The sequence below is a fragment of the Bradyrhizobium sp. 138 genome (genome assembly GCF_023074075.1).
GTDB lineage: Bacteria > Pseudomonadota > Alphaproteobacteria > Rhizobiales > Xanthobacteraceae > Bradyrhizobium.
This window is the reverse complement of record NZ_JADPKT010000020.1, coordinates 28254-53466: the sequence shown is the minus strand read 5'-3', so window position 1 is coordinate 53466 and position 25213 is coordinate 28254. Positions and strand designations below refer to the sequence as shown.

Genomic DNA, 25213 nt, shown 5'->3' with positions numbered 1-25213 from the left:
CAAGGAGGGCTCTTCTTGAACGGAACCCGACGAGGCACTTCGAATGACAATGGGCACACTGGCCGTCCTCATCAACAGCACGCAGCAGAACTGGCTGCCGGAGCGCTGGAAGGCTCGGTTCGACGCGGTCTGTGGCGGCCGCCGCGTGGTGCTGCTGCCCAATTCCTCGCTCGATCCTGCCGAGGTGCACTATGCCACGGTGTGGAAGCCGGTGCCGGGCGATCTCGGCGCCTTCCCCAATCTGCGGGCGATCTTCAATCTCGGCGCCGGTGTCGATGCGTTGATGGCGGACATGAGCCTGCCAAATGTGCCGCTGGTCCGCGTCGCCGTGCCCGATCTGACCGGCCGCATGACCGAATATGTCGTGCTGCACGTGCTGATGCATCACCGCCAGGAGCTTTATCTCAGGCAGTCGCAGCGCGAGAAGCGCTGGGAGCCGAAATATCAATGGCCGGCGAGTGCCGTCACGGTTGGCGTCATGGGGCTTGGCACGTTAGGGGCGGATGCCGCCGACGTGCTGCGGCGGCTCGGCTTCCGCGTCGCGGGCTGGAGCCGCAGCCCCCGCGCGATCGATGGTGTCGAATGCTTCCATGGCGCAGCCCAGATCGATGCGTTCCTGCGCGCGACGGATATCCTGGTCTGCTTGCTGCCGCTGACGCCGGAGACGCACGGCATCCTCAACCGCGACGTCTTCACCAAGCTCAATCGCAACGGCCCGCTCGGCGCGCCGATTTTGATCAATGCCGGCCGCGGCGGCCTCCAGAACGAGGCCGACATCCTGGCCTGCCTCGACGACGGTACGCTGGGCGCCGCCTCGCTCGACGTCTTCGTGCAGGAGCCGCAGCCAGCGGACAGCCGATTCTGGACCCATCCCAGGGTGGTGCTGACGCCGCACAACGCCGCCGACACCGATGCGGACGCGATTTCAGCCTATGTCGCCGAGCAGATCGCGCGGTTCGAGGCCGGCGGTGCGCTGGAGAACGTGGTGGATCGGGCAAGGGGGTATTAGGCCTCGCCAGCTCTACATACGCGGTACCGTCCCGCGTTCGCCGGGACGACAGCTGTGGTTTTGGCAAGGAGCTCACCACAACCACTGCGCTCCGCCGGTGTCTCGTTCACCCTCTCTTAGCGAGAAGTTGATAGGCGTTCTTAACCAACGCTCAAACAACGAGTCGGACATGCGCGCGAGCCTCGGCCTCAGGATGCGGATCACGGTTGCCCTGGCGGTGACGGCGGCGGCCACTGCCCTGTTTGCCGTGCTCGGCGCGATGTGGATCATCGCGGGGATCATCGACCGCGCCGACCAGCGCGAGCTGCGCAGCCATTATGATGCGCTTCAGTCGCGCATCGCCGAGGAATCCCACCGCGCCTCCGCCATGAGCGCGGTCGTGGCCGCGATGCCGGCAACGCAGGATGCGATGGCCAAGCAGGACCGCAACGCCCTGGTCGGGCTGTTCGGGCCGGTCTTTGCCGCCACCAAGTCGGAATACGGTGTCGAGCAGTTCCAGTTCCACGTGGCGCCGGCGACCTCGTTCCTGCGCGTGCACCAGCCTGCCAAGTTCGGCGACGACCTCTCCGGTTTCCGCAAGACCGTCGTCGTCGCCAACCAGGATCGCAAGGTCGTGGTCGGCCTCGAAGGCGGCGTCGCCGGGCTCGGCATTCGCGGCGTGGTGCCGATCGCGCAAGCCGGCAGGCATCTCGGCTCGGTGGAATTCGGCCTGACCTTCGGCCAGTCCTTCCTCGACGATTTCAAGACCAATCGCCACGTCGACGTCGCCTTCCATCTCGCCGACGGCTCGGGCTTCAAGCTGTTCGGCGGCACCCTGAAGGGCAAGAGCTTCTTCGACGCGGCCGATTACGGCCGCGCCACCGCAGGCAGCTTCACCGTGAAGCAGGCCAAGCTCGACAATACCCCGGTCGCAGCGCTGCTCGCACCGATCAAGGATTTTTCCGGAAAAGCCCTCGGCGCCGTCGAGCTGGTGATGGACAATGCCGATTACGAAGCTTCGGCCGACCGCGCCTGGATGCTCGCGCTCGCGATCGCCGCGATCGGGCTCGTGCTTGCCGCCATCGTCGGTTATCTCATCGCCCGCAGCATCTCGCGGCCGATCCTCTCCATCACCTCCGTCATGCGCGAGCTCGCGGACGGCCGGCTCGACGTCGCGATCCCCGCCAGCAAGGCGAATGACGAGGTCGGAGCGATGGTGAAGGCGGTCGCGGTGTTCCGCGACAACGCCGTCAACTTTGGCAAGCTCCAGGCCGAGCAGCTGGAAGCCAAGGCGCAGTCCGAAGCGGAGAAGCGGCGTGCGTTTGCCGCGCTTGCCGACAATTTCGAGGCCAGCATCCGCGACGTCGTCACCACCGTGTCCTCGGCTGCGGTCGAGATGGAGCATACGGCGCGCTCGATGTCGGCCATCGTCGAGCAGTCCCGACAGCAAACGGGCGCGGTATCGTCCGCCTCGGCGCTGGCCTCGGAGAACGTGCAGACCGTGGCGGCAGCGGCGGAGGAACTGTCCTCGTCGATGACCGAGATCAGCCGGCGCCTCGCCCACGCGACCGAGGTGGTCGGCAAGGCCGCCAGCGACGGCCGGCAGTCGAATGCGCGCGTGCAGAGTCTCGCGGAGGCCGCACAGAAAATCGGCGACGTCGTCTCCTTCATCAATGGCATCGCCGGCCAGACCAATCTGCTGGCGCTGAATGCAACGATCGAAGCGGCCCGCGCGGGCGAAGCCGGCCGCGGCTTTGCCGTGGTCGCTTCCGAAGTCAAGGCATTGGCGACGCAGACGGCGAAGGCGACCGAGGAGATCGGCGCCCAGGTCACGGCGGTGCAGGGCGAGACATCAGGCGCGGTGGACGGCATCCAGTCGATCTGCGCGACGATCCGAGAGGTCGACGAAATCTCCGCCGCGATCGCCGCAGCCGTTGGCCAGCAGGGCACGGCGACGCAGGAGATCGCACAGAACGTCCAGCAGGCGGCCGCCCGCACCGGCGAGGTCTCGCAGAACATCGCCGGCGTCACCGACGGCATCGCCGCCACCGGCACGGCGGCGGAGGAAGTGCTGGGCTCGGCGATCGAGCTGTCGAAACAGTCGCAGCGGCTGCGGGACGAGGTGGACCACTTCCTAGGGCAGATTCGCGCGGCGTAATTGGACGCCGGGACGACAGCCTACTCCTTGGCTCCCACCATCACGCCGATCGCGCCCTTCACGATCGCCTCGAGCTCCTTGCGCGGCACGCGCGCGCGCGAGCGGATGGCGATGGTGTGGACGGTGGCGGAGGCGATCTGCGCCAGCGCGGTTGGATCGGCGCTCTCCGGCAACTCGCCCTTCTCCTTGGCGCGGCGGAAGCAACTTGCAAAAGCCTTGTCTAATCCAGTGAGGCCGTCCAGCACCATGTCGCGGATCTCGGGATCACCAACGGCCTCGGACGCTGCGGTCACGACCGTGAAGCAACCGCGCGGTCCGGTGTCGCCGGACAGATAGATGTCCAGCGCGGACGCGTAGATGCGCTCCAGCCGCTGGCGCAGCGGCATCTCCTCGCGGAAGATCGCCACCATGGCCGCGCCAGCTTCGTCGCGGTAACGCTGGTAGCTCTTGATGTAGAGCTCGCGCTTGTCGCCGAAGGCGCCGTAGAGGCTCGGGCGGTTCATGCCCGTTGCTGCGCTGAGATCGTCGAGCGAGGTGGCCGCGAAGCCTTGCTTGCGGAACAGGTCCAGCGCCTTGCCGAGCGCAACCTCGGGCTCGTAGGCGCGTGGGCGGCCGCGGCGCTTCGGCTCGCCGCGGCGCTCGGGTTCGCCGCGGCGCTCGGGCTCACTGGCAGCAGCTGGCGGCTTCGATTTTTGTACCATGTCGCAAATTAATCCTTGACCGACCTCATATTATGCAAGACAGTACAAAAATCAATCTGGCCAGGTTGAGCGAATCCTCAAGAGAATTGCCCAAGGAGGCTACAGATGGATCTCTATTTCTCGCCGCTCGCCTGCTCGATGGCGACCCGTGTCGCGCTGTATGAAGCCGGCGCCGAGGCGAACTATCTCGAGGTCGACCCGCCGACCAAGACAGTGCTGAGCGACGGCTCCGACTTCCGCGCCGTCAATCCGATCGGCCTCGTGCCGACGCTGCGCACCGACGAGGGCGTGGTTCTGACTGAGAACGCCGCGATCCTGCAATATGTCGCCGACCGCTTCCCGCAATCCGGGCTCGGCGCCACGGCCGGCATCGAGCGCACGCGGCTGCATCAATGGCTCTGCTTCATCGGCACCGAGCTGCACAAGAGCCTGTTCGTTCCCCTGCTCGACCGCAAGGCGCCGCAGGACGCCAAGGCCTATGCGCTGGAGAAGAACCTGTCGCGGCTCGACTATCTCGACAACCATCTGAAGGGGCGCGACTTCCTGCTCGACCATTTCAGCGTCGCCGACGCCTATCTCGTCACGGTCATCAACTGGACCATGGCGACGCCGCCGATCGAGCTGGCGAAATGGCCGAACCTGAAGGCCTATTACGAGCGCCTCCGCCAGCGGCCGTCGATCGCGAAAGCGATCGCCGAGGAGTTCGAGCTGTACAAGGCCGAGCTCGCGCGCAAGAAGGCGGCCGCGTAGGCCAGATTGAGCGCCGCATCGCTCGTCCTCGATCAAGTCGTCGTCCCTGCCGACAAGGCCGGGGCGACGTTTGCATTTGAAAGTCGGATAGACTTCGTAGGATGGGTAGAGCGGAGCGAAACCCATCACTAATCTTCACGTCGAAACATGATGGGTTTCGCAAGTGCTCTACCCATCCTACGACTCGCGGACATGCCTTCGCATCCTCGCGGCTTGTTTCGCCCGAGCTTTGCTGTTGTCTTGCGCCCTCTTCGATAGCAAGGGCGCAGGGAAGGCCGGACGCCGGCTGGCACCCGAGGTCCCGCGTGTGCGAAAAAACGCGCACGGGGTGGACGACAGGTGATGCCGGTCGCCCGGCCTTCCCTGCGCGGATGGTTTTCACGGTGTCCTTCGTGCTCTCCCCGGGGAGCGTTGCACTATTGCCCCCGTCGCCTTGCGGATGGCTGATGCGCGCACCGGTTGGCCGCTACATCACCGCTTGACTTGACGCCAGAACCCCGGGCGTCAGGACCACACGACTTCTCCGTCCGCGCACATCCTCGCTGGGTTCTTCACGGCTGGCGTGCGCTCACCGTCGAGACCATGCGAAGACGCTGTCAGCGTCGTGTCGTATCGCGCCTGTCGCTGCTCACGGTTTTCCCGCCCTGCAATCCACATCGCGCGCCGACGCCGTCGCGGCCACCGCATCCCGGCCCGCGTCTCGTGACGATCGCGAAACGCCCCTTGTGGCGGGCGGGATGCTTCGGCTTGTACGGCAAAACCGAACTTCTGTAAATTCGAATATTTTTGCCAGGGGCTATCGACCCACGGCTTGCGTGTTTTGCCCGTCGGGCAACACAAGGGATGGTGGGTGGGACGGGCCCGAAATGTCGGGACCGAGATCAACTAACCGTACAGCACCCGCGGCAGGATCGTGACGATGCCCGGCCACAGCGTCAGCAGGAGCACGAAGCCGACCATGATCATCAGATACGGCATCGTCACGCGCGCGATGTAGCCGAGGCCGTCATCGGTCAGGCCCTGGATCACGAACAGGTTGAAGCCGACCGGCGGGGTGATCTGCGCCATCTCGACGGCGAGCACCAGGAACACGCCGAACCAGATCTCGTCGAAGCCGGCGCCCTTCACGATCGGCAGCACGATCGGCAGCGTCATCACGATCATCGAGAAGCCGTCGAGGAAACAGCCGAGCACAAGATAGAAGACGATCAGCGCCACGATCAGCATGAAGGGCGACAGACCGAGCCCCTTGACGAAGGCGGCCACCGCCTGCGGGATGCCGAGGAAGGCCGCGGCGTTGCCGAGGATCGAAGCGCCAAGGACGATCAGCGCGATCATCGAGCACGTCACGACCGAGCCGATCAGCACGTCGCGCAGCACCTGCTGCGACATCGAGCCCTGCGCCCAGGCAACCAGCGCCGCGCCGAGCACACCGACGGCGGCGGCCTCCGACGGCGTGGCGAGCCCGCCATACATCGAGCCGAGCACGCAGGCGATCAGGAACAGCGCCGGCGCGAGATCCTTCAGCGCGGCGAAGCGCTCGCTCCACGGCACTTGCGAAAGCTTGGCTTCCGTCTCCGGCACCATCGCGGGCTTGAGGCTGGTGTGCAGCATCACCCAGGCCATGAAGGTGGCGGCCAGCAGGAATCCCGGCAGCACGCCGGCCGTGAACAGCTTCAGGATCGAGACATCGCCGAGCACGCCGTAGATGATCATGATGTTGGACGGCGGGATCAGGAAGCCGAGCGTGCCGGCGCCGGCGAGCGAGCCGATCGCGATGTCGCGGGAATAGCCTCGGCGCAAGAGCTCGTTGAGCGACATGCGGCCAATCACTTGCGTCGTTGCCGCCGACGAACCGGAGATCGCCGCGAAGATGGTGCAGCCGATCACGTTCACGTGCAGCAGCCGGCCAGGCAGCAATCCTGCCCAGGGCGCGAGGCCCTGGAACAACGAGCGCGACAGGCGGGTGCGAAACAAGAGCTCACCCATCAGGATGAACAGCGGCAGCGCCAGCAGCTCCTGCGTGGTCAGGATATTCCAGGCGTATTGCGGCAGCAGCTTGTCGAGCGGGATCGAACGGAACATCGCGAGCAGCAGCGTCGCGGTGAGCGCAAGCGTCAGACCGATCCAGACGCCGCAGGCCAGCAGCGCAAACAGAATCGCGAACAGGGCAACGACTTCGATGGTCATGCGGTTCTGAATCCTGGAGCGAGCAAAACGGTCATTCGACGGGCGAGGCCTTCATGCGGTGATCCTCCAGCGGCAGGCCAAGCGCGGCCTGGATCGCGCGCGCCAGGAACTGGAGCGTCAGCAGCAGCATGCCGAAGGTGACGACGGCTTGTGGAAACCACAGCGGCGTGTCGCTCGAGGTCGAGACCTGGCCGCGCGTGTACGCGGCAAACGCGAACTTCGCCATCGCCGAGGTCAGGAACGCCATGAAGGCGAAGCCGGCGGCAGCAGAGAGAATCTCGAGCGCGCGCTGCACCAAGGCCGGTGCGTTCTTCAGGAGCAGCACGACACGGATGTGCCCGCCGACGCGCAAGGTCATGGCGGCGCCGAAGGTGAAGGACGCCGCCATCAGATAAGAAGAATATTCCCACGCGATCGAGATGGTCGGCGGGAAGAACGGCAGGAAGTTCGACAGGAAGCGCGTTGCGACCTCGCTCAGCATCAGCAGCGTCAGCATCAACAAGCAGCCGCCGCCGATCCAGCCGTCGAGCCGGCCGAGACGGTCGATGCCGTCGAGCAGGATACGCAGCGGCACCGGTGCCGCCGCGTTGAGGCTCTGCGGTGCTTCGGGCGAAACGCTCACCACGTCGTATCCCCTAGCCACGCTTCATGTCGGCGAGATAAGCCCGCACCGGCTTGTCGGCCGCCGGCACGCGCTTGAGGAATGCGTCCAACTGCGGCGCGGTCTTGGCCCGGATATCCGTCATCATCGCGTCCGAGACCGGCACCACCTCCATGCCGCCCTCCTTGAGACGGTTGAGGCTGTCGACGTCGGCCTTGAGCGAATTGGCCCAGAAGCCCGGCTCCATCTTCGCGGCGACATCCGCGACCAGCTTCTGCTGATCGGCCGAGAGCCCTTTCCAGGAATCGAGATTGACGGTGAGCATCTGCGACGACCAGACATGGTTGGTCGGGTAGACATATTTCAGGAATTCCCAGAACTTGCCGTCGACACCCGACACCGACGAAGTGGAGACGCCGGCCACCGCGCCGGAGGCGAGCGCGGGAATCGTCTCGCCCCAGGGGATCATCACGGCCGCCATGCCGATCGCATTCAGCATCTCGACCGCATTCTTGTCGGGCACGCGGATCTTGATGTTCTTCAGGCCCTCGACGTCGGCGACCTTGGCCTTGAGATGCAGGTATTGCGTCGGCCACGGCACGACGTAGAGGATCTTCTGGTTGTTGCGCGCGGCGATCTTCTCGTATTCGGGCCGCACGTATTTGTGCAGCACCTTCAGCTCGTCGACGGAGCCGCAGAGAAACGGGATGCTCTCGACGCCCATGAACGGCTCATCGCCGACCTGCTGGATGTTGAGGACGTCGGCGAGCGGCACCAGGCCATCGCGCACGGCGCGTAAGTGCTCGGGTCCCTTGAAGCCGAGCTGGCCACCGGCCTTCACGGTGATGGCGACCGCACCGCCGCTCTGCTTCTTCACCTCTTCCGCGAAAGCCATCGCGTTCTGGGTGTGGAAATTGCCGTCGGGCCAGACCGTCGACATGTCCCAGCTTGTCGTCGCCGCCCGCGCGCGGGTCGAGATGTGGCCGGCGGCCAGCATCGTCGCTGCGCCCGCGGTGAAGTTTCGTCGCGTAATCATCGAGCCCCTCCGTTTGTCATAAAACGCGCCGACGCATCAACGCGCGTACCCATAAACTGCAACCGCATTGTCAGCGGACACCAGGCCGCTGTCGATGTCGTCCTTGACGGCGCCCCGGTCGCGCTCGGTGGGCGCACCGATGCCGGCACCGCCGGGCGTCAGCACCACGAGGCGATCATCCGGCGGCACCTGCTGAAAGCCTTTGCCACGCAGCTTCTTGCCTGATTTGAGGCCGACATAACCGGCCTCGCCGTTCTGGCCGCCGTCGCGGCCGCGCGGCGGATGATCGATGCGGTCGAACGCCGCCAGGATGTCGAACGGCGCATCGACGCCGCTGCCGACCTCGATGATCTGGCCGAGGCCGCCGCGGGTGCGTCCCGCCCCACCGGAATCCGGACGCAGCTCCTTGCGCCAGAAGATCAAAGGCGTCTGCGTCTCCGCGATCTCGACCGGCGTGCCACGCACGCCGCTTGGGTAAGCGGTCGCCGACAGCCCGTCCTTGCCGAAGCGCGCGCCGGTGCCGCCATTGGACGTCACCGCCATCGAGAACCCGTAATTGCCACCGACGCCCGAGCGGGTCTGGCCGCGCACGTTGAGATTCCACAGGCACGAGGTGCCCTCCGCCGGCACGCGCTCGGGGATGATCTGGCGCAGGCAGCCGAACACCACGTCGGGCAGCATCTGACCGATGATGTGGCGCGAGGCGACCGGCGCGGGCTTCGGCGCATTGAGGATTGCTCCAGGGGGAGCGGACACCGTCAGCGGCGAGAGCGAGCCGGCATTGTTCGGGATCTGCGAAGCGACGACGCAGCCGAGGCCGAACACGGTATAGGCGGTGGTGTAGGACAAAGGCACGTTGATGCCGAACTTCGAGGCGGCCGAGGTGCCGTCGAAATCGACGTGGATGCCCGTATCCGAAATCGTCAGCGTCGCCGCGAGCGTGACCGGAGCGTCATAGCCGTCGACCACCATGGTGTTGCGCCAGCTGCCCTTCGGCAGCTTGGCGATCTCGGCCAGCACGGCCTCGCGCGAGCGGTCGCAGATGTAGTCGCCGAGCTCGTCGAGCGTGTCGATGCCGAACTCGGTCATCATCTCGACCAGGCGCTCGCAGCCGACGTCGTTGCAACCCGCCAGCGAATAGGTGTCGCCCTCGGTGTCGATCGGAAGGCGCGTGTTGGTGCGGATCATCGCCATCAGCGTCTCGTTGACGACGCCCTGGTCGATCAGCTTCAGCATCGGGATGTAAAGCCCCTCCATAAACACGTCGGTGGCGTCAGGGCCAAAGCCGATGCCGCCGATGTCCATGAGGTGGCTGGTGCAGGAGAACAGCGCCACCGGCTTGCCGTCCTTGAAGCAGGGCGTGGTGACGACGAAGTCGTTGAGATGGCCGGTCCCCATCCAGGGATCGTTGGTGATGTAGGCATCGCCCTCCTTCATCGTCTTGATCGGGAAGCTCGCGATGAAGTGCTTGACCGATTCCGCCATCGAGTTGACGTGGCCGGGCGTGCCAGTCACCGCCTGCGCCAGCATGCGCCCCTTGAGGTCGAACACGCCGGCCGAGAGATCGCCGCATTCGCGCACGATCGGGCTGAAGGCGGTGCGGAGCAGCACCTGCGCCTGCTCCTCGACCACGGCGATCAGCCGGTGCCACATGATCTGAAGGTCGATCAGGCTCGCGCCATTTGCCTTGCTCATGATCAGGCCGCCTTTCGTTCCATGACGATGCTGCCGGCACCGTCGATATGGGCGTCAAAACTGGTCGAAACAAAAGTAGACGTTTCGTCCTCGGCGATCACGGCCGGGCCTGCGATGGTCGCGCCCGGCGCCATGTCCTCGCGGCGGTAGAGCGGGATCTCGATCACCTCGCCGGCGCGGCCGTCGAAGAATTTGCGGCTGCCGATGGCCTTGCCCGCGGGCTTACGCGTGACAGCAGCGACAGCGGATGGATGACGCGCCTCCGTCGTCGCGAGCACCGACCAGCTCAACACCTCGATCGCAGCGCCCGGGATCGCCCGCTCGAACATCGCGGCATAATCCGCCTCGAACTTCTGGCGCAGGCCGACGAGATCGGCCGTCGTCAGGCGCCGGTTCGGCAGCTCGACCGAGATCTCATGGCCCTGGCCGACATAGCGCATGAAGGCAGCGCGGCGCTCGCGCACCGGCGCACCGGCCGCGCCCGGCTCGACCAATGCGCGCGCTTCGGTCACCATCTCCTGCAGGAGGTCGGAGACCCCCTCAGTGTCGAAATCATCGAGCCGAACATGGCGGCTGCGCACCAGCTCATACGCGATCGGAGCCGCCAGGAACCCGACCGCCGAGCCGACGCCGGCATTCGAGGGCACGATCACGCGGGAGACGCCGATCTTCTCGGCGACGCGCGCCGCATGCAGCGGCGCGGCACCGCCGAACGCGATCAACGTGTGCTGGCCGACGATCTCGCCGCGCTCGACGGCGTGCACGCGCGCCGCGCTCGCCATGTTCTCGCAGACGACCTCATGCACCGCATAGGCCGCGGTTTCCGCCGACAGGCCGAGCGGCTCGCCGACGTCGCGAAGCAGCGCCTGCTTCGAAAGCTCCGGATCGAGCTTGATCGTGCCGGCCGCAAAGGCATCGGGATCGATCATGCCGAGGGCTACGTCCGCATCGGTCACGGCTGGACGCTGGCCGCCGCGGCCGTAACAAGCCGGTCCCGGCTCCGAAGAGGCGCTTTCGGGCCCGACGGTGACGCGCTTCATCGCGTCGACATGGGCGATCGAGCCGCCGCCGGCGCCGATCTCGACCATCTCGATCACGGGAATGCGCACCGGCAGACCGGAGCCCTTGAGAAAGCGCGCGGCGCGATCGACTTCGAACACGCGCGACGTCTCGGGCTGGTACTTCTCGATCAGGCAGATTTTTGCGGTGGTGCCGCCCATGTCGAAGGACAGCACCTTGCTCTCGCCGAGACGCGCCGCGATCTGCGCCGCGAAAATGGCGCCGCCGGCGGGGCCGGATTCGACGAGGCGCACCGGGAAGCGCCGCGCCGTCTCGATCGAGGTGACGCCGCCGCCTGACGTGACGAGGTAGATCGCGCCGCGGAACTGCTCGACCTGCAAGGCGTCGGCCATGCGGGCGAGATAGCCGTCGATCAGGGGTTGCACATAGGCATTCGCGACCGCCGTCGATGTGCGCTCATATTCGCGGATCTCGGGACACACGGCGGAGGACACCGTCACGGAGATGCCAGGCATCTCCTCGGCCAGAATCGCGGCTGCACGCCGCTCGTGCTCGGGATTGGCGTAGGAGTGCAGGAACGCAATCGCGACGCTCTCGACCTCGAGCTCACGCAATCTTGGCGCGAGTGCGCGCACCGCCGCCTCGTCCAGCGGGAGGCGGACGGCGCCATGGGCGTCGACGCGCTCGGGCACGGTGAAACGCAGGGATCGCGGCGCCAGCGGCCTCGGCTTGTCGATGCTGAGATCGTACTGGTCGTAGCGGCTCTCGGTGCCGATATCGAGCACGTCGCGAAAGCCTTCGGTCGCGATCAGGGCCGTCCTGGCCCCGCGGCGCTCGATGATCGCGTTGGTCGCCAGCGTGGTGCCGTGAATGAAGACGTCGATGTCGCTCATATGGGCGCGCGCGTCAGTGAGAATGAGGCGCATGCCGTCCAGCACCGCCTGCTCGGGCCGCTGCGGCGTCGTCAGCAGCTTGCGCGTCTTGCGATCCTGCCCCACGTCCAGCACGATGTCGGTGAACGTGCCACCGATATCAACGGCAAGCCGCACCTCGGCTCCCTCAAGCATTCCAAATTCTCCGTGCTGATCGTCAAGACTGGTCCAAAAACGCAGCAATTTCCATGCCATGGACACGAGGACAACGCCGCGTCCGGCTATTCTGCTTGGCACCTATGCAATAGGCAAGGCGTGTTCGCCGCCTGCGCGATCAGAGCAGGAATGCAAGCGCCGCTTCACAGCGCTCCTCGACCTTGAGCGTGAGGAGATCGTCGGCGCGGGTGCGGCCGAGATTGACCGCCGCAATCGGGATGTTGCGCTGCGCAGCGGCCTGCACGAAGCGGAATCCGGAATAGACCATCAGCGAGGAGCCGACGACGAGCATGGCGTCGGCCTGCGCCAGATGATCCCGCGCGCTGGCGACGATGTCGCGCGGCACGTTCTCGCCGAAGAACACGACGTCGGGCTTGAGGATGCCGCCGCAGGCTTCGCAAGGAGGCACCTGGAAGGAGGAAAAATCCTCATGCTCGAGGTCAGCATCGCCATCCGGTGCGTCGGCTGCATCGAGCGTCAACCATTCCGCATTGGCGTGGCCGAGCGCGTGCTGGAATTCATCGCGCGGCGTCTTCGCCCCGCAGCCCATGCAGCGGACCAGGTCGAGCCGGCCGTGCAGATCGATCACCTGTTGGTGGCCGGCGGATTGATGCAGACGGTCGACGTTCTGGGTCAGCAGCATCCCGCACCGGCCGTTCGCCTCGAGCCGGGCCAGCGCATGATGCGCATCGTTCGGCCTGGCTTGGCCGAACCGCCGCCAGCCGATCAGGCTGCGCGCCCAATAGCGCCGGCGCGTCGGCTCGTCCGACATGAAAGCCTGGAAATTGACCGGCTGGGTCCGCTTCCAGTTGCCATTGCTGTCGCGATAATCGGGAATGCCCGAATTGGTGCTGCAGCCGGCGCCGGTCAGCACGAACAGCCGTTCGTGCCGGTCGACGAATTTTTCGAGCGGGGAGCTTGCCAGCGGAGCCTTTGCCATGGCGCAGATGTAGTCTGAGCCGGGCGGTTTTGCCAGATCGTGGCAGTCCGCGGCGCGCAGCAGCCCGGCCAGGCGGCTATCGCGGGGACCGGCGCCCTGGAATATCCGGCGGACGAGCTTTCTCTTGTCCTGCAACGCGGGCGGCTTGCTGCAGCATCAGACGGAATTCGTCCCGCTTCTCGTGCACCGAGGCTATCGCATGCCCGACCGCAACGCCGAGGCCGACCAGGGCGGCTTCGGAAAGCTGCAGGCTTGCCTCGATGGTTTCGGGCACCGCATCGGTTGCACCGATCGCATAGAGGTGGCGGGCATGATCGGCGTCCCGCGCCCGTGAAACGATCAGCACATCCGGGCGCACCGCGCGGATCCGCTCGACGACGGCATCGATCGCCGGCCGCGACTGGATGGTGATGATCACGCCGGTCGTCTGCATCAGGCCGCAGGCTTCGAGGAAACCCGGTTCTGTCGCATCGCCAAAATAGACCTTGTGACCGTCGCGGCGGTCGCGTGCCACGGCGACGGCCTCGTTGTCGACCGCGATGTAATTCAGGCCATGGCTGGTCAGCAGCGAACAGACCACTTTTCCAACGCGGCCGTAGCCGACCACAATGGCTTGCGCCCTGTCGCCGGGCGGCCGAACCGCGAGCTCGGGATCGGGCGTGCGCTCGCTGCCCAGCCTGGCAGCCAATCGTCGTCCGACCATGTTCAAGAAGGGTGTCAACGCCATCGTCACAGCGGTGACGGCGACGGCAAAGCTTGAAACGCGTGGTTCGATCAGGCCGCCGGCCGCCGCCATTCCGATGCTGACGAAGGCAAATTCGCCGACGGGACCCAGCAGGAAGCCGCTCTCGATCGCCGCCGGCCACGAGAGCCTGAACATGCGGCTGAGGGCGATGAGCACGATCGCCTTGCCGGCGAGAATGCCGATGACGGCGGCGAGCAGCCAGCCGGGCTCGCGCATGAACACGCGAAAGTCGATGGCCATACCGACGGTGAAGAAGAAGATGCCGAGCAGCAGGCCCTTGAACGGCTCGACGGTGGCTTCGATGGCCTTGCCATACTCCGTTTCCGCCAGCATCAGTCCTGCAACGAAGGCTCCGAGCGCCATCGACAGCCCGGCCTGGTGCGCGGCAAGCCCCGCGCCGACAATGACGAACAGGGTCGCAGCGACGAACAACTCCGTCGAATGGGTGCCTGCAACCATCTGGAAGAGCGGACGCATCAGCAGCCGTCCAAGCAGAATGAGGACAGCGACCGCCAGCACGGCTTTGAGGACCGCACTGGAGATGTGGGTCAGGACGGAGCCATCACTCCCCGCGCCGAGCACCGAGACGAAGACCAGAATGGGAACCACGGCAAGGTCCTGGGCCAGCAGAACCGAAAAGCTGGCCCGCCCGGTCGTGGTCGCAAGCCGCCTCTCGCTGGACAGAAGCTCGAGCACGATCGCCGTCGAGGACAGCGCAAGGCTTGCGCCAAGGATGACGGCCGTTTCGGAGCTTTGCCCGAAGAAAAGCGCCGCACCGAAAATCATCGCTGACGTCACCAGCACCTGCAGGCCGCCAAGCCCGAACACCAGGCGCCGCATCGTGACCAGCCGCCGGAGGGACAGCTCGAGCCCGATCAGGAAGAGCAGGAACACGATACCGAGATTGGCGATCCCCTCGACGTTCGCTGCGTCCGCCACCGTGAACCAGTACAGGAGCGGGAGGTCCTTGACGAGCGAGCCAAGCCCCAGCGGACCCAGGATGGCGCCGGCACCGAGATAGCCCAGCACGGGATTGATGCCCCAACGGCGGACCATCGGCACCACGACGCCGGCGGTCCCGAGCACCACCAGTGCGTCGCTGTAGGCATTGATGTTGATGGCTGTGGTCACGTGCCCGTCATGTGTCGGCGCCTGCCAATAGCGGCAGCGTCGTCCACGGTCGATAGCACACGGCGCCGCAGACCCCTACCCCGCCGCCGTCGCTGCGCGGCGCCCGAACGGACGTCAGCTTGCCCAATTCTCCCGAAACTCGGGAAACAGCGTCAGGCCTCCGCAGGCGTAAAGGGTCTGGCCGGTGATGTAGCTCGCATCATCCGAGGCGAGGAAGGCGAATACGGCGGCGATCTCTTCCGGCGTGCCGACGCGCCCCATGGGAATGTGGGAGGTAACGACGCCGCGTTTTTCGGGATCGCCGGTCCAGGCCGCGTTGATCGGCGTGTCGATCGCACCCGGGCCGACTGCATTGACGCGAATGCCACGGCCGGCGAACTCCAGCGCCAGCGTGCGCGTCAGATTGGCCATGCCGCCCTTGCTGATCGAGTAAGCGAGATAACCGGGCTTTGGAACGATCTGGTGGACGCTGGAGCAGTTGATGATGCTGCCGCCTCCACCGCGCGCGACGAAATGCGCGAGCGCCTTCTGGGCGCAGAGTACGGCCCCGTTGAGATTGACGTCGATGATGCGGCGATAGGTTTCGATGTCGAGCGCCTCGCTGGGCGATTCCCGCTGGAAGCCGGCATTGTTGACGAGGCAGTCGAGACGCTTCCAGCGCGAAAGGATCGTCTCGAACATCGCGGCAACGTCCTGCTCATTCCCGACATCGGCCTTGACCATGATATGATCGAGCCTGCCATGGCCGCGATCGCCTGATGCCGTCCGGGCGAGCGCAAGCGTCTCCTCGGCCCTCTCAGGATGATCGAAATAATTGATGGCGACGGTCGCGCCTTCCTGGGCGAGCCGGATGGCGACGGCGCGGCCGATGCCTTGTGAGGCGCCGGTCACCAGCGCGTATTGGCTGACAAGGCGCGAGGGAAACGAAGTCGAGCGATCGGGTTGCGGCATGGGTTCTCTCCGGAATGCCTCTTCATCGGCGGACGGCGATTTTTGTTCCATCCCCCCGGCGCATCGCTGGGATTCATTCCGCGCGCTTCGCCAGCGGCGAGGTCAGGATCTGATACAGGATGATGGCGCCAAAGGTTGCGGTGCCGATCCCGCCGATCGTGAATGCACCGAATTTGAGTGTCAGATCGCCCGCGCCCGCGGTCAACGCCACGGCGGCGGTGATCAGGTTTGCAGGATTGGCAAAATCGACCTTATTCTCGACCCAGATCCGGCCCGCCATCGCCGCGATCAAGCCGAACAGCACGATCGAGAGGCCGCCGATGACGGGCCCGGGAATCGACAGGATCAGCGCGCCGAATTTCGGCGAGAAGCCGAGCAGGATCGATACCGTGGCCGCGAAGGCAAACAGCAATGTCGAATAGACCTTCGTCGCCGCCATGACGCCGATATTCTCGGCATAGGTGGTGACGCCGGTGCCGCCGCCGCAGGCCGCGACGATCGTCGCGAGGCTGTCGGCAAACAGGGCGCGACCGAGATAGGCATCGAGGCTCCGGCCCGTCATGGCGCCGACGGCCTTGATGTGCCCGAGATTCTCGGCGACGAGAATGATCGCAACCGGCGCGATCAGGACAATTGCATCGGCCTGGAACGTCGGCGTGGTGAAGCTCGGCAGCCCGAACCACGGTGCGGCCGCCAGCTGCGCGAAGTCGATCGGCTTGCCGAAGCCCAGACCGTTCGCGAACAGCAAATACAAAAGATATCCGCCGATTGCGCCGAGGATGATCGGCAGCCTGCGCCACAGGCCTGGCGCTGCCACAGCGACCACGCCGATGATCAGAACGGTTGCGAGCCCGATTGCCGTGTCGAACCCATTGGCGCTCACCGCCTTGACCGCAACCGGCGCGAGGTTGAGGCCGATCGCGGCGACCACGGCGCCGGTGACGGCCGGCGGCAGCAGTCTCTCGACCCAGCCGACCCCCGACCACATCACGATCAGCGCGATCACGCCATACAGCACCCCGGCGCCGACGATGCCGCCGAGCGCAACCGACAAATTCGGGTTCGGGCCTTGCCCGGCATAGCCGGTGGCGGCGATGACGACGGCGATGAATGCGAAGCTCGAGCCGAGATAGCTCGGCACGCGCCCCGCGACGATCACGAAAAAGATCAGCGTGCCGACGCCGGAGAACAGGACCGCAACATTAGGATCGAACCCCATCAGCAGCGGCGCGATGATCGTAGATCCCGACATCGCGACGCAATGCTGGAGACCGGAGACGACGGTCTGGCCCCATGACAGCCGCTCCTCCGGCATGATCACGCCCGAGGTCTTGAGTTTCCAGCGCGGAAAATAGCCTTGGGTTTGCTGGTCGGAGCCGGGTGCCGTCGCCATGTTCCCCCCAATTGCGATGCAGCGATCGATCTTCGTGCGATCCGACAAAAATGTGATTGTCACTTCTGCGGCGGCCATCACATGGTGCGGGCCAAGCAGGATCCAAATCCTGCAAGATCAATACGTTCCGGGGCCCACTCTATGACACAAGTCGCGATCCAGCCAGCCGTCCTCCGCCGGCACCAGCCCTGGTACAAGATCCTCTACATCCAGGTCCTGATCGCGATCGCGCTCGGCGTGCTGATCGGCTATGTCTATCCTGATCTCGGCAAGGCCTTGAAGCCGCTCGGCGACGGCTTCATCGCGCTGATCAAGATGATGATCGCGCCGGTGATCTTCTGCACCGTGGTGCACGGCATCTCCTCGATGGGCGACCTCAAGCGCGTCGGCCGGGTCGGGCTGAAGTCGCTGATCTATTTCGAGACGGTCTCCACCGTTGCGCTCGCGGTGGGCCTGCTCGTCGGCGAAGTTCTCCAACCCGGGCACGGCTTCAACATCGATCCCGCCACGATCGATCCGAACTCGGTGGCGACCTACGTCACCAAGGCCAAGGAAGAAGGCATCGTCGCCCATCTGATGGCGATCATCCCCGACAGCTATCTGGGCGCGATCGCGCGCGGCGATCTCTTGCAGGTGCTGTTGATCTCGATCCTCTCCGGATTCGCCATCGCCTTCCTCGGCAAGGCTGGCGAACCCATCGCGGATGCGATCGACAAGGCCGCCAAGATGTTCTTCGGCATCATCCGCATCATCGTGCGCGTCGCGCCGATCGGCGCGTTCGGCGCGATGGCGTTCACCGTCGGCGCCTACGGCCTCGGCTCGCTGCTCAACCTCGCCGCCCTGATCGGCACGTTCTATCTCACCAGCATCCTGTTCGTGCTGATCGTGCTGGGTGCGATCGCGCGGCTCGCCGGCTTCTCGATCCTGCGCTTCATCGCCTACATCAAAGACGAGCTGCTGATCGTGCTCGGCACCTCATCCTCCGAGACGGTGCTGCCGCAGATGATCCAGAAGATGGAGCATCTCGGCGCCTCGCGCTCGGTGGTCGGCCTCGTGATCCCGACCGGCTACAGCTTCAACCTCGACGGCACCAACATCTACATGACGCTGGCGACGCTGTTTTTGGCGCAGGCCACCAACACCCATCTGACGATCTGGCAGGAGCTCGGCATCCTCGGCATCGCCATGATCACCTCGAAGGGCGCCTCGGGCGTCACCGGGGCCGGCTTCATCACGCTGGCGGCGACGCTCTCGATCGTGCCCGACATCCCGATCCAGTCGATCGCGATCCTGGTCGGCATCGACAAGTTCATGAGCGAATGCCGCGCGCTGACCAACCTGATCGGCAACGGCGTCGCCTGCGTCGTCATCAGCATCTCCGAAGGCGAGCTCGATCGCGAGGCGCTGCACGAGACCATGGCCCATCCACTGGAGATCGGCGAAGCGCTGGAGCCGGGTGGACGGGCGTAAGGCCCCCTCAGCGGTGCACCTGACGTCCGCGCTTTGCCCTCATCGCAGCAAAGACCGCCCGGTTCCTTTGCGGTAGTTTACCGGAGTAGTAATTTTCCGAGCCAGCAGTCAGAACAAGCGCGTTGTGATCACGAATGGAATATTGACTTATTTGCTCGGCGCGCTGGGGGCAGGGCGTCGAGCTTTTGAAAATCTCCGCATCATCGGACCGGACGGCGGGGGTCACGTGATCCCGCCATTGGCGCACGGCATCTTGACGGCAAGATCGAGCCGTCGCGTGATCCCGATCGCCTGCAGGAACGCCTCGTCGTGGCTGACGACGAGCAGCGCGCCGTCATAGGCTCTCAAGCCAGCTTCAACGGCTTCGATGGACTCGATGTCGAGATGATTGGTCGGCTCGTCCAGGATCAGCAGGGACGGCGGGCTTATCCCGCCCAGCACGCAGGCAAGGCCCGCACGAAACATTTGCCCGCCGCTCAGACTGCCGACGACCTGCAAGGCGGCATCGGCGCGAAACATGAACCGGGCCAGCGCGGCATGGCACGCATTCGCGCCCGCCGCTGGATTGAGACGGCCAAAATTCTCCAGGATCGAGAGCCCCGGATTGAGCAGGCTGACCTTCTGGTCGAACAGCGCGAAGTCGGGCCTGACCCGGACAGTGCCCGAGAAGGGACGCAACTCGCCGGCAATGAGTTTCAGCAGCGTTGTCTTGCCCGAGCCGTTGGGCCCGACTAACGCGACGCGCTCCGGACCGACGATCGTGAACGATAGATCCCGCAAGACCGGCTGCTCCGGCCGATAGCCGGCAGTGACGCCGTCGAGCCAAACCACCTCCCGGCCCGCCGGCAGACCAGTCGCCGGCAGTTTCACCGACAGCGGCTGAAGAACCTCGATGCGGCGACGTGCCATGTCGAGAGCTTCCAGCGCTTCCGCGTGCCGCCGCTCAGCGATTTGCGCGTTCTTGCCGCCGGTATCCTCGCTGCGGTCCTTGCGCGCGCCGGCCAGGATGCGCGGCATGCCCCCTTTCGCCCGTTTCATCTTCCCGCCACTGTTCTTGCGATCTTTCCGCTCGGCGGCCTCCTGTGTCTTGCCATCGATCTCGCACAGGCGTCGCTCGGCATGGGCGAGATCGTGCCTGACGGCCGCGAGCTCGACTGCCTTTTGCTCGCGGTAACGACTCCAATTGCCGCCGTATCGAGTTGCGCCGAGCGAGGTCAATTCGACGATCGCATCCATCGTTTCGAGCAGATTCCGGTGGTGGCTGACGACGATCGCGCCGCCGCGCCAGGCGGCGAGGAGATCGGTCACCACCTTGCGTCCGTCCTGGTCGAGATTGTTGGTGGGCTCGTCCAGCAGCAGGAAGTCAGGCTGGGCGAAGACGAGGGCAGCGAGGCGAACCCGCGTGATCTGGCCGCCGGACAATCGCTCCAGTTCAGTCTCGGGAGCGAGATCGAACCCGAGACGTGCAAGCGCGGCCTGCAAGCGTGCCTCAAAGGTCCAATCGACCTCGGCGAGGTCGTCGGCCGCGGCTTCGCCGCGCTCAGCCTGGCGAAGCAACGCGAGCTGGCCTCGCGCGCCGAACAAGTCGGCCACCGTCGCGCCAGCACGGAGCTGGACATCCTGGCGCAGCAAACCGACCGTTCCGGTGACGACGACACGCCCCGCCTGGGGATGATGCTCCCCGCAGATCGAGGCAAGCAGCGTCGTCTTCCCAACGCCATTGCGGCCGACCAGGCCGGTCCGCTCGGCGCCGAATGTCAGATCGATATTGGAGCAGAGAGAGCGGCCGTCAGACGTGGACAGCGACAGATTGGACAGGATGATTGAAGCAGGCATGGAATTCCCCGTGAGCAAGGCGGATGGGCTTTGCGATCGGGGTGAAATCCATGGCTGCGAAGTTCCTGACTGAGGAAGCCTCCAAGTATTCCCTTCGAAGGGCGAGATCAAGGCACGGCCCGAAGGACGCCAGCGCGAGGGGCGCTGACGTCCCCTTCGGCATGCGATCAGCCCTTCAGCGCTGTCACCACCACCTCGATCAGCGCGCTGCCGCCGAGATCGGCGACGCCGACCGTGGCACGGGTCGGCAAATTGTCGCCGAAGAACTCGGTCCAGGCCGCGTCCATCTCCTTCTTCTTGGAAAGATCCGTGACGAAGATCGAAGCGCTAACGACGCGGCTCTTGTCCGTTCCCGCTTCCTTCAGATAGCCGGCGATCTTGCCGAGGATGTTGCGGGTCTGGTCGCCCATCGAGACCGAGGTGTCGTCGGCGATGGTGCCGCCGAGGAAGACGAAGCCGTTGGCCTCGACGGCGCGGTGCATGATCGGCGTGCGGATGCTGCGGGTGATGCTCATGATGTTCCTCTTCTTGCTAGAGCGTCGTGGGATGGAAGCGGTCGATGCCGAGATCGCTGATGCGGGTCTGGGTGCCGCCGTTGACGATCAGCTCGGCCATGACCGCGCCGGCTCCGGGGCCGAGCTGGAAGCCGTGCAGCGAGAAGCCGAACTGGTGATAGAGACCCTTGTGGCGGCTGCTCGGGCCGAATACGGGGATGTCGTCCTTCATCTTCGCCTCGATACCGGCCCAGGCGCGGACGATGGTGGCGCTGCGCATCACCGGAAACAGCTCGAACACGGTGCGCGCGCTGGTGGCGAGGCTCTTCCAGTCGAGCACCGTCTCGTTGCGATCCTGATACGGAATTGCCAGATGGCCGCCGCCGATCAGCACGGTGCCGTTGGAGAATTGCTTGAAGGAGAGTTTGCGCCCGCGCAGGATCACGACGGGATCGATGAAGTGCGGCACACGCGAGGTGATCATCAGCATCGGCGCCACGGTCTCGACCGGCACGGGCTCGGCGAGATCAGCCGCGATCTTGCCAGCCCAGGCGCCGGCGGCATTGACCAGCACCGGCGCAGCGAAGGTCTCGGCGCCGACGTCGACATGCCAGAGGCCATCGCTGGACCGGATGTTGGTGGCGGCCACGCCCTCGCGCACGGTGGCACCTAACTGCTCGGCCTTGCGGCGGAACGCTGTCGTCGTCTGCGCCGGATTGGCGGCGCCGTCGCGGCGGGAGACGACGCCGCCGGGGCAGGTCTCGGCGACCGCCGGAACGAGGCGCCGCAATTCAGTCGCGTCGATCAGCTCCTCATGGGTGAAGCCAAGCGCGTTGAGCTCGGCGACGCGCGTACGGCAGACCGCGAGCTCCTCCTCGTTTTCGGCAACCAGCACCTGGCCGTGGCTCTCGAAGCTGCAATCGTCGTCGAGGAGATCTGAAATCTTCTCCCAGATCCCCATCGAGCGGATCGAGAGCGGAATCTCGGGAATGTGCCGCGCGAGCTGGCGCACGCCGCCGGCATTGACTCCCGAGGCGTGGCGGCCGGCATAGTCCTTCTCGATCAGCACCGGCTTCATGCCGGCAAGGCACAGATGCAGCGCCGTCGAGCATCCGTGGATGCCGCCGCCTACGACGATCGCATCCACGTTTTGGGTCATCCGCGCACCACCGCCTTGACGTCGGCCTCGCTCTTGGGAACGGCGGCGAGCTCGGCGAGTGTGATCGGCTTCACCGGCGCGCGCAGCCGGTAGTAACCGATCTCCTGCGGCGTCTTCCCGCGCGCCTGCGCCATCAGCTCGGTGACGGTGAGGCCGCAGAGCCGGCCCTGGCACGGCCCCATGCCGGTGCGGCGATAGGCCTTGAGCTGGTTTGGCCCGGTCGCGCCGATCGCGACGGAGTCGAGAACGTCCCTTGCCGTCACCTCTTCGCAGCGACAGACGATGGTATCGCCTGCGGGGATGCGGAACTGCGGCGCCGGACGGAACAGCTTGTCGAGGAAGACGCGACCGCGCTCGGCCTTGGCGAGATCGGAACGAAGCGTCGCCATCGGCGCGAGCTTCGCCACAGCCGCAGGCGCCAGCGCTTCCACCGCTGCACGCGCGGCGATGCGGCCGCGGACCACGGCGGCGTTCGCGCCGCCGATGCCGGCGCCGTCGCCGGCGATCGCGATGCCGGGAACGGTCGAATTGCCGCTCGCATCGAGCACGGGCGACCAACAGAGTTGCAAATCGTCCCAGCGATGCTCGACGCCTGCCGCCATCGCCAGATTGACGTTGGGCACGACACCCTGATGCAGCAGCAGCAGGTCGGCTGGCATGGTCTCACGCTTGCCGCCCGCGACATAGCTGACGCTCGCGAGTTGGCCATCACCAGATGCCGAGAGCTCGGTGACGCCGGAGACGACCTGCACCTTGGCCTTGACCTCACGCATCATCGACAGGCCCTTGGCGAAATAGGGCGAGGTCAGGAAGGCGAAGGCGTGCGGGAGCGCGGCGAAGTAGTTACCGCGCTCGGTGGTGTCGAGGATGCGGTCGATGCGGCCGCCGAGCCGCAGGATCTGCGCGGCGAGCAGCCAGAGCAGCGGCCCCTGCCCCGCGATCACCGTGCGGCCATCGGGCACCAGCGCCGAGGATTTCAGCATGGTCTGTGCGGCGCCCGCGGTCATCACGCCCGGCAATGTCCAGCCGGGTATCGGAAACGGCCGCTCCAGCGCGCCCGTCGCCAGGATCACGCGCTTCGCCTTGACGAAGGCGGACGCGCCGCCGATCGAGACGGCGATCTCGAGATTGCGGTCGAGACTCCAGACGGTGGCGCGGTGGATGATCTCGGCGTTGCTCGCGCGCAGCGCCTGTACAAGCTCGGCACCGACCCAATAGTCCGCGCCGAGCTGGCTGCGCTCTGTCACCGGCGTCGATGATATCGCGCGAAACACCTGGCCGCCGGGGCCGATGTTCTCGTCGAGCAGCAGCGTCGAGAGGCCGGCTTCGGCGGAGGTCGCGGCAGCGGCGAGGCCGGCGGGACCGGCCCCGATCACCACGACATCGTAGTCTTCGCGCTTGGGAGCCACACTCATCTTCCGATCTCCCGCTTGCCCTTCTGGATCTCGATTTGCATGCCTTCGGCGACCGGCACGAGACAGCCCTGGCGGTTGCCGACGCCGTCGATGGTGACGAGGCAATCGAAGCACACGCCCATCATGCAATAGGGTAGACGCGGCGCACCGCTCACCGCGGTCGCGCGACGTGCGTCACAGCCAGATGCCAGCAGCGCGGCGGAGACGGTGTCGCCCTGGCGCGCCGCGACGGCGACGCCGTCGACGAAGATTTGCACCGGTGGCCGCTTGTCCTGTTCGGATCGTCTAAACATTCTGGCTTCCTCAGTATCTCTAGTAGCCGCTGTTGTTCGCAGCACCGGCCGCGCCAAAACGGCTGGCCGAGAACGCGCCGACCAGCTCCGGCTCGAGCGAACCTTGCGCCACCATGCGTGCGATCTCGAAGGCGTGGTTGGAGGCGAGCGTCACGCCGGAATGGCAGCAGGCGACGAAGGCGCCGGGATGCGTCTCCGACTGGTCGTAGATCGGAAAGCCGTCCTGCGGCATGACGCGGATGCCGGCCCAGCTCCTGACCACGTTGAGACGCGACAGATGCGGGAACATGCGCTGGGCGCGATCGGTCATCACGGCGCTGATGGAGTGCTTCAGCGTCCGATCGTCCAGCTCGTCCTCCTTGCTGTCGCCGATCATCACCGTGCCCTCGTCGGTCTGGCGGATCGTGGTCAATGGATGCGGCAGGAACGGCATGGTGCGTTCGGTCACCACGATCTGGCCGCGGGTCGGGCCCATCGGCGCAAAGAGCCCAACCATCGGCGCCAGCGTCTGGTTGGCATTGCCGGCGGCGAGCACGATCTTTGCGGCGCGCAGCTCGCCCTTGGGCGTGGTCAGGCGGAACTCGCCACCGCTCTTGCTGATCGCCGAGACCGGACGCTCCGGAAGATAGTCGATGCCGAATGCCTTGAAGCCGGTGTGGAAGGCGCGGAAGGTGCGCAGCGAATTAACATGGCCGTCGAGCGGACAATAGCTGCCGCCGGACACTTCCGGCCCGATCAGCGGCAGCGACTTCTTCACCTCGGATGCGGAAAGCATCTCCATCTTGTAGTCGGCCGCGCCAACCTGATTGTGCATGCGCTTGACGAGCTCAGTGCGCTGGCCAAATTCGTCCTCGCCGAGCGTGAGATGAAAGCCGCCGTTCTGCTGCAGCGAAACGTCGAGGCCGGTCTGCTGCTTCAGCTCGGAGGCAAGCCGGCCCCAGGCCTGCGAGGCCTGCACGGTCCACACCGTATAGGCGGGCATGCCGAGCCCCTTGCTCTGCACCCACACCAGCGCAAAGTTCGCACGTGAGGCGCGCTTGGTGATGTCGCCTTCGTCGAGCACGGCCACGCGCTTGCCGAGGCGGCCGAGGCCCCAGGCAATGGCGGAGCCGAGCAATCCGCCGCCGACGACGGCGACGTCGTAATCCGTTCGCATAGG

20 protein-coding genes are annotated in these 25213 nt (G+C 65.7%); 4 read left to right on the top strand and 16 right to left on the bottom strand.

The genetic code is table 11. The features are described 5' to 3' along the window. The first annotated feature begins 43 nt into the window (after positions 1–43). Both IVA79_RS10795 and IVA79_RS10790 read left to right on the top strand, forming a co-directional pair. Complete coding sequence (locus IVA79_RS10795) at positions 44–1009, top strand: glyoxylate/hydroxypyruvate reductase A (protein ID WP_247552661.1); 966 nt, start codon at positions 44–46, stop codon at positions 1007–1009. 169 nt (positions 1010–1178) lie between these two features. Then, entirely contained in the window at positions 1179–3146 is a 1968-nt protein-coding gene (locus IVA79_RS10790; RefSeq protein WP_247552659.1) for a methyl-accepting chemotaxis protein, read from the top strand. Positions 3147–3166: 20 nt separating this feature from the next. Here IVA79_RS10790 and IVA79_RS10785 read toward each other — a convergent pair whose 3' ends face one another. Then, positions 3167–3847 (bottom strand): TetR/AcrR family transcriptional regulator, encoded by a 681-nt coding sequence (locus IVA79_RS10785; protein ID WP_247552657.1) that lies wholly within the window; start codon positions 3845–3847, stop codon positions 3167–3169. Between the two features lie 105 nt (positions 3848–3952). Between IVA79_RS10785 and IVA79_RS10780 the strand changes: the two genes are divergently transcribed. Then, positions 3953–4597, top strand: coding sequence for a glutathione binding-like protein (locus IVA79_RS10780; protein ID WP_247552655.1), 645 nt, complete (start codon positions 3953–3955; stop codon positions 4595–4597). A gap of 885 nt (positions 4598–5482) precedes the next feature. Here the strand turns inward: IVA79_RS10780 and IVA79_RS10775 are convergent. The 9 genes from IVA79_RS10775 to IVA79_RS10735 form a co-directional block, all read right to left on the bottom strand. Beyond that, on the bottom strand, positions 5483–6787 hold the full coding sequence (locus tag IVA79_RS10775; protein WP_247552653.1) for a TRAP transporter large permease subunit: 1305 nt from the start codon (positions 6785–6787) through the stop codon (positions 5483–5485). A 31-nt stretch (positions 6788–6818) separates the two neighbouring features. Beyond that, the gene (locus IVA79_RS10770; protein WP_247552651.1) at positions 6819–7412 is read right to left on the bottom strand and encodes a TRAP transporter small permease; all 594 of its coding nucleotides are present in this window, start codon (positions 7410–7412) and stop codon (positions 6819–6821) included. A 10-nt stretch (positions 7413–7422) separates the two neighbouring features. Then, positions 7423–8424: a TRAP transporter substrate-binding protein gene (locus IVA79_RS10765; RefSeq protein WP_247552649.1), complete on the bottom strand. Its 1002-nt coding sequence runs from the start codon at positions 8422–8424 to the stop codon at positions 7423–7425. A gap of 36 nt (positions 8425–8460) precedes the next feature. Beyond that, on the bottom strand, positions 8461–10119 hold the full coding sequence (locus IVA79_RS10760; protein WP_247552647.1) for a hydantoinase B/oxoprolinase family protein: 1659 nt from the start codon (positions 10117–10119) through the stop codon (positions 8461–8463). A gap of 2 nt (positions 10120–10121) precedes the next feature. Continuing rightward, positions 10122–12206 carry a hydantoinase/oxoprolinase family protein gene (locus tag IVA79_RS10755; RefSeq protein ID WP_247552645.1) on the bottom strand — a complete coding sequence of 695 codons (2085 nt, stop codon included), beginning with the start codon at positions 12204–12206 and terminating at the stop codon, positions 10122–10124. Positions 12207–12345: 139 nt separating this feature from the next. Further along, positions 12346–13167, bottom strand: a complete 822-nt coding sequence (locus tag IVA79_RS10750) for an NAD-dependent protein deacetylase (protein WP_247553000.1) — start codon at positions 13165–13167, stop codon at positions 12346–12348. A gap of 76 nt (positions 13168–13243) precedes the next feature. Next, positions 13244–15043, bottom strand: a complete 1800-nt coding sequence (locus tag IVA79_RS10745; RefSeq protein WP_247552643.1) for a cation:proton antiporter — start codon at positions 15041–15043, stop codon at positions 13244–13246. A gap of 114 nt (positions 15044–15157) precedes the next feature. Continuing rightward, complete coding sequence (locus IVA79_RS10740; RefSeq protein WP_247552641.1) at positions 15158–15994, bottom strand: SDR family oxidoreductase; 837 nt, start codon at positions 15992–15994, stop codon at positions 15158–15160. Positions 15995–16067: 73 nt separating this feature from the next. Then, complete coding sequence (locus IVA79_RS10735; RefSeq protein ID WP_247552639.1) at positions 16068–17387, bottom strand: solute carrier family 23 protein; 1320 nt, start codon at positions 17385–17387, stop codon at positions 16068–16070. A 141-nt stretch (positions 17388–17528) separates the two neighbouring features. Between IVA79_RS10735 and IVA79_RS10730 the strand changes: the two genes are divergently transcribed. Continuing rightward, positions 17529–18857, top strand: coding sequence for a dicarboxylate/amino acid:cation symporter (locus IVA79_RS10730; RefSeq protein ID WP_247552637.1), 1329 nt, complete (start codon positions 17529–17531; stop codon positions 18855–18857). A 222-nt stretch (positions 18858–19079) separates the two neighbouring features. Here the strand turns inward: IVA79_RS10730 and IVA79_RS10725 are convergent, their stop codons facing one another. The 6 genes from IVA79_RS10725 to IVA79_RS10700 all read right to left on the bottom strand — a co-directional run bounded on the left by IVA79_RS10725 (position 19080) and on the right by IVA79_RS10700 (position 25210). Beyond that, positions 19080–20693, bottom strand: a complete 1614-nt coding sequence (locus tag IVA79_RS10725) for an ABC-F family ATP-binding cassette domain-containing protein (RefSeq protein WP_247552635.1) — start codon at positions 20691–20693, stop codon at positions 19080–19082. Positions 20694–20860: 167 nt separating this feature from the next. Beyond that, the gene (locus tag IVA79_RS10720) at positions 20861–21208 is read right to left on the bottom strand and encodes a RidA family protein (RefSeq protein WP_027545617.1); all 348 of its coding nucleotides are present in this window, start codon (positions 21206–21208) and stop codon (positions 20861–20863) included. A 16-nt stretch (positions 21209–21224) separates the two neighbouring features. Then, the gene (locus IVA79_RS10715; RefSeq protein ID WP_247552633.1) at positions 21225–22346 is read right to left on the bottom strand and encodes an FAD-dependent oxidoreductase; all 1122 of its coding nucleotides are present in this window, start codon (positions 22344–22346) and stop codon (positions 21225–21227) included. Continuing rightward, positions 22343–23761 (bottom strand): NAD(P)/FAD-dependent oxidoreductase, encoded by a 1419-nt coding sequence (locus tag IVA79_RS10710; RefSeq protein WP_247552631.1) that lies wholly within the window; start codon positions 23759–23761, stop codon positions 22343–22345. The genes IVA79_RS10715 and IVA79_RS10710 overlap by 4 nt, the downstream gene beginning before the upstream one ends. Further along, on the bottom strand, positions 23758–24054 hold the full coding sequence (locus tag IVA79_RS10705; protein ID WP_247552629.1) for a (2Fe-2S)-binding protein: 297 nt from the start codon (positions 24052–24054) through the stop codon (positions 23758–23760). The genes IVA79_RS10710 and IVA79_RS10705 overlap by 4 nt, the downstream gene beginning before the upstream one ends. A 19-nt stretch (positions 24055–24073) precedes the next feature. Beyond that, positions 24074–25210: an FAD-dependent oxidoreductase gene (locus IVA79_RS10700; protein WP_247552627.1), complete on the bottom strand. Its 1137-nt coding sequence runs from the start codon at positions 25208–25210 to the stop codon at positions 24074–24076. Between the last annotated feature and the right edge of the window lie 3 nt (positions 25211–25213).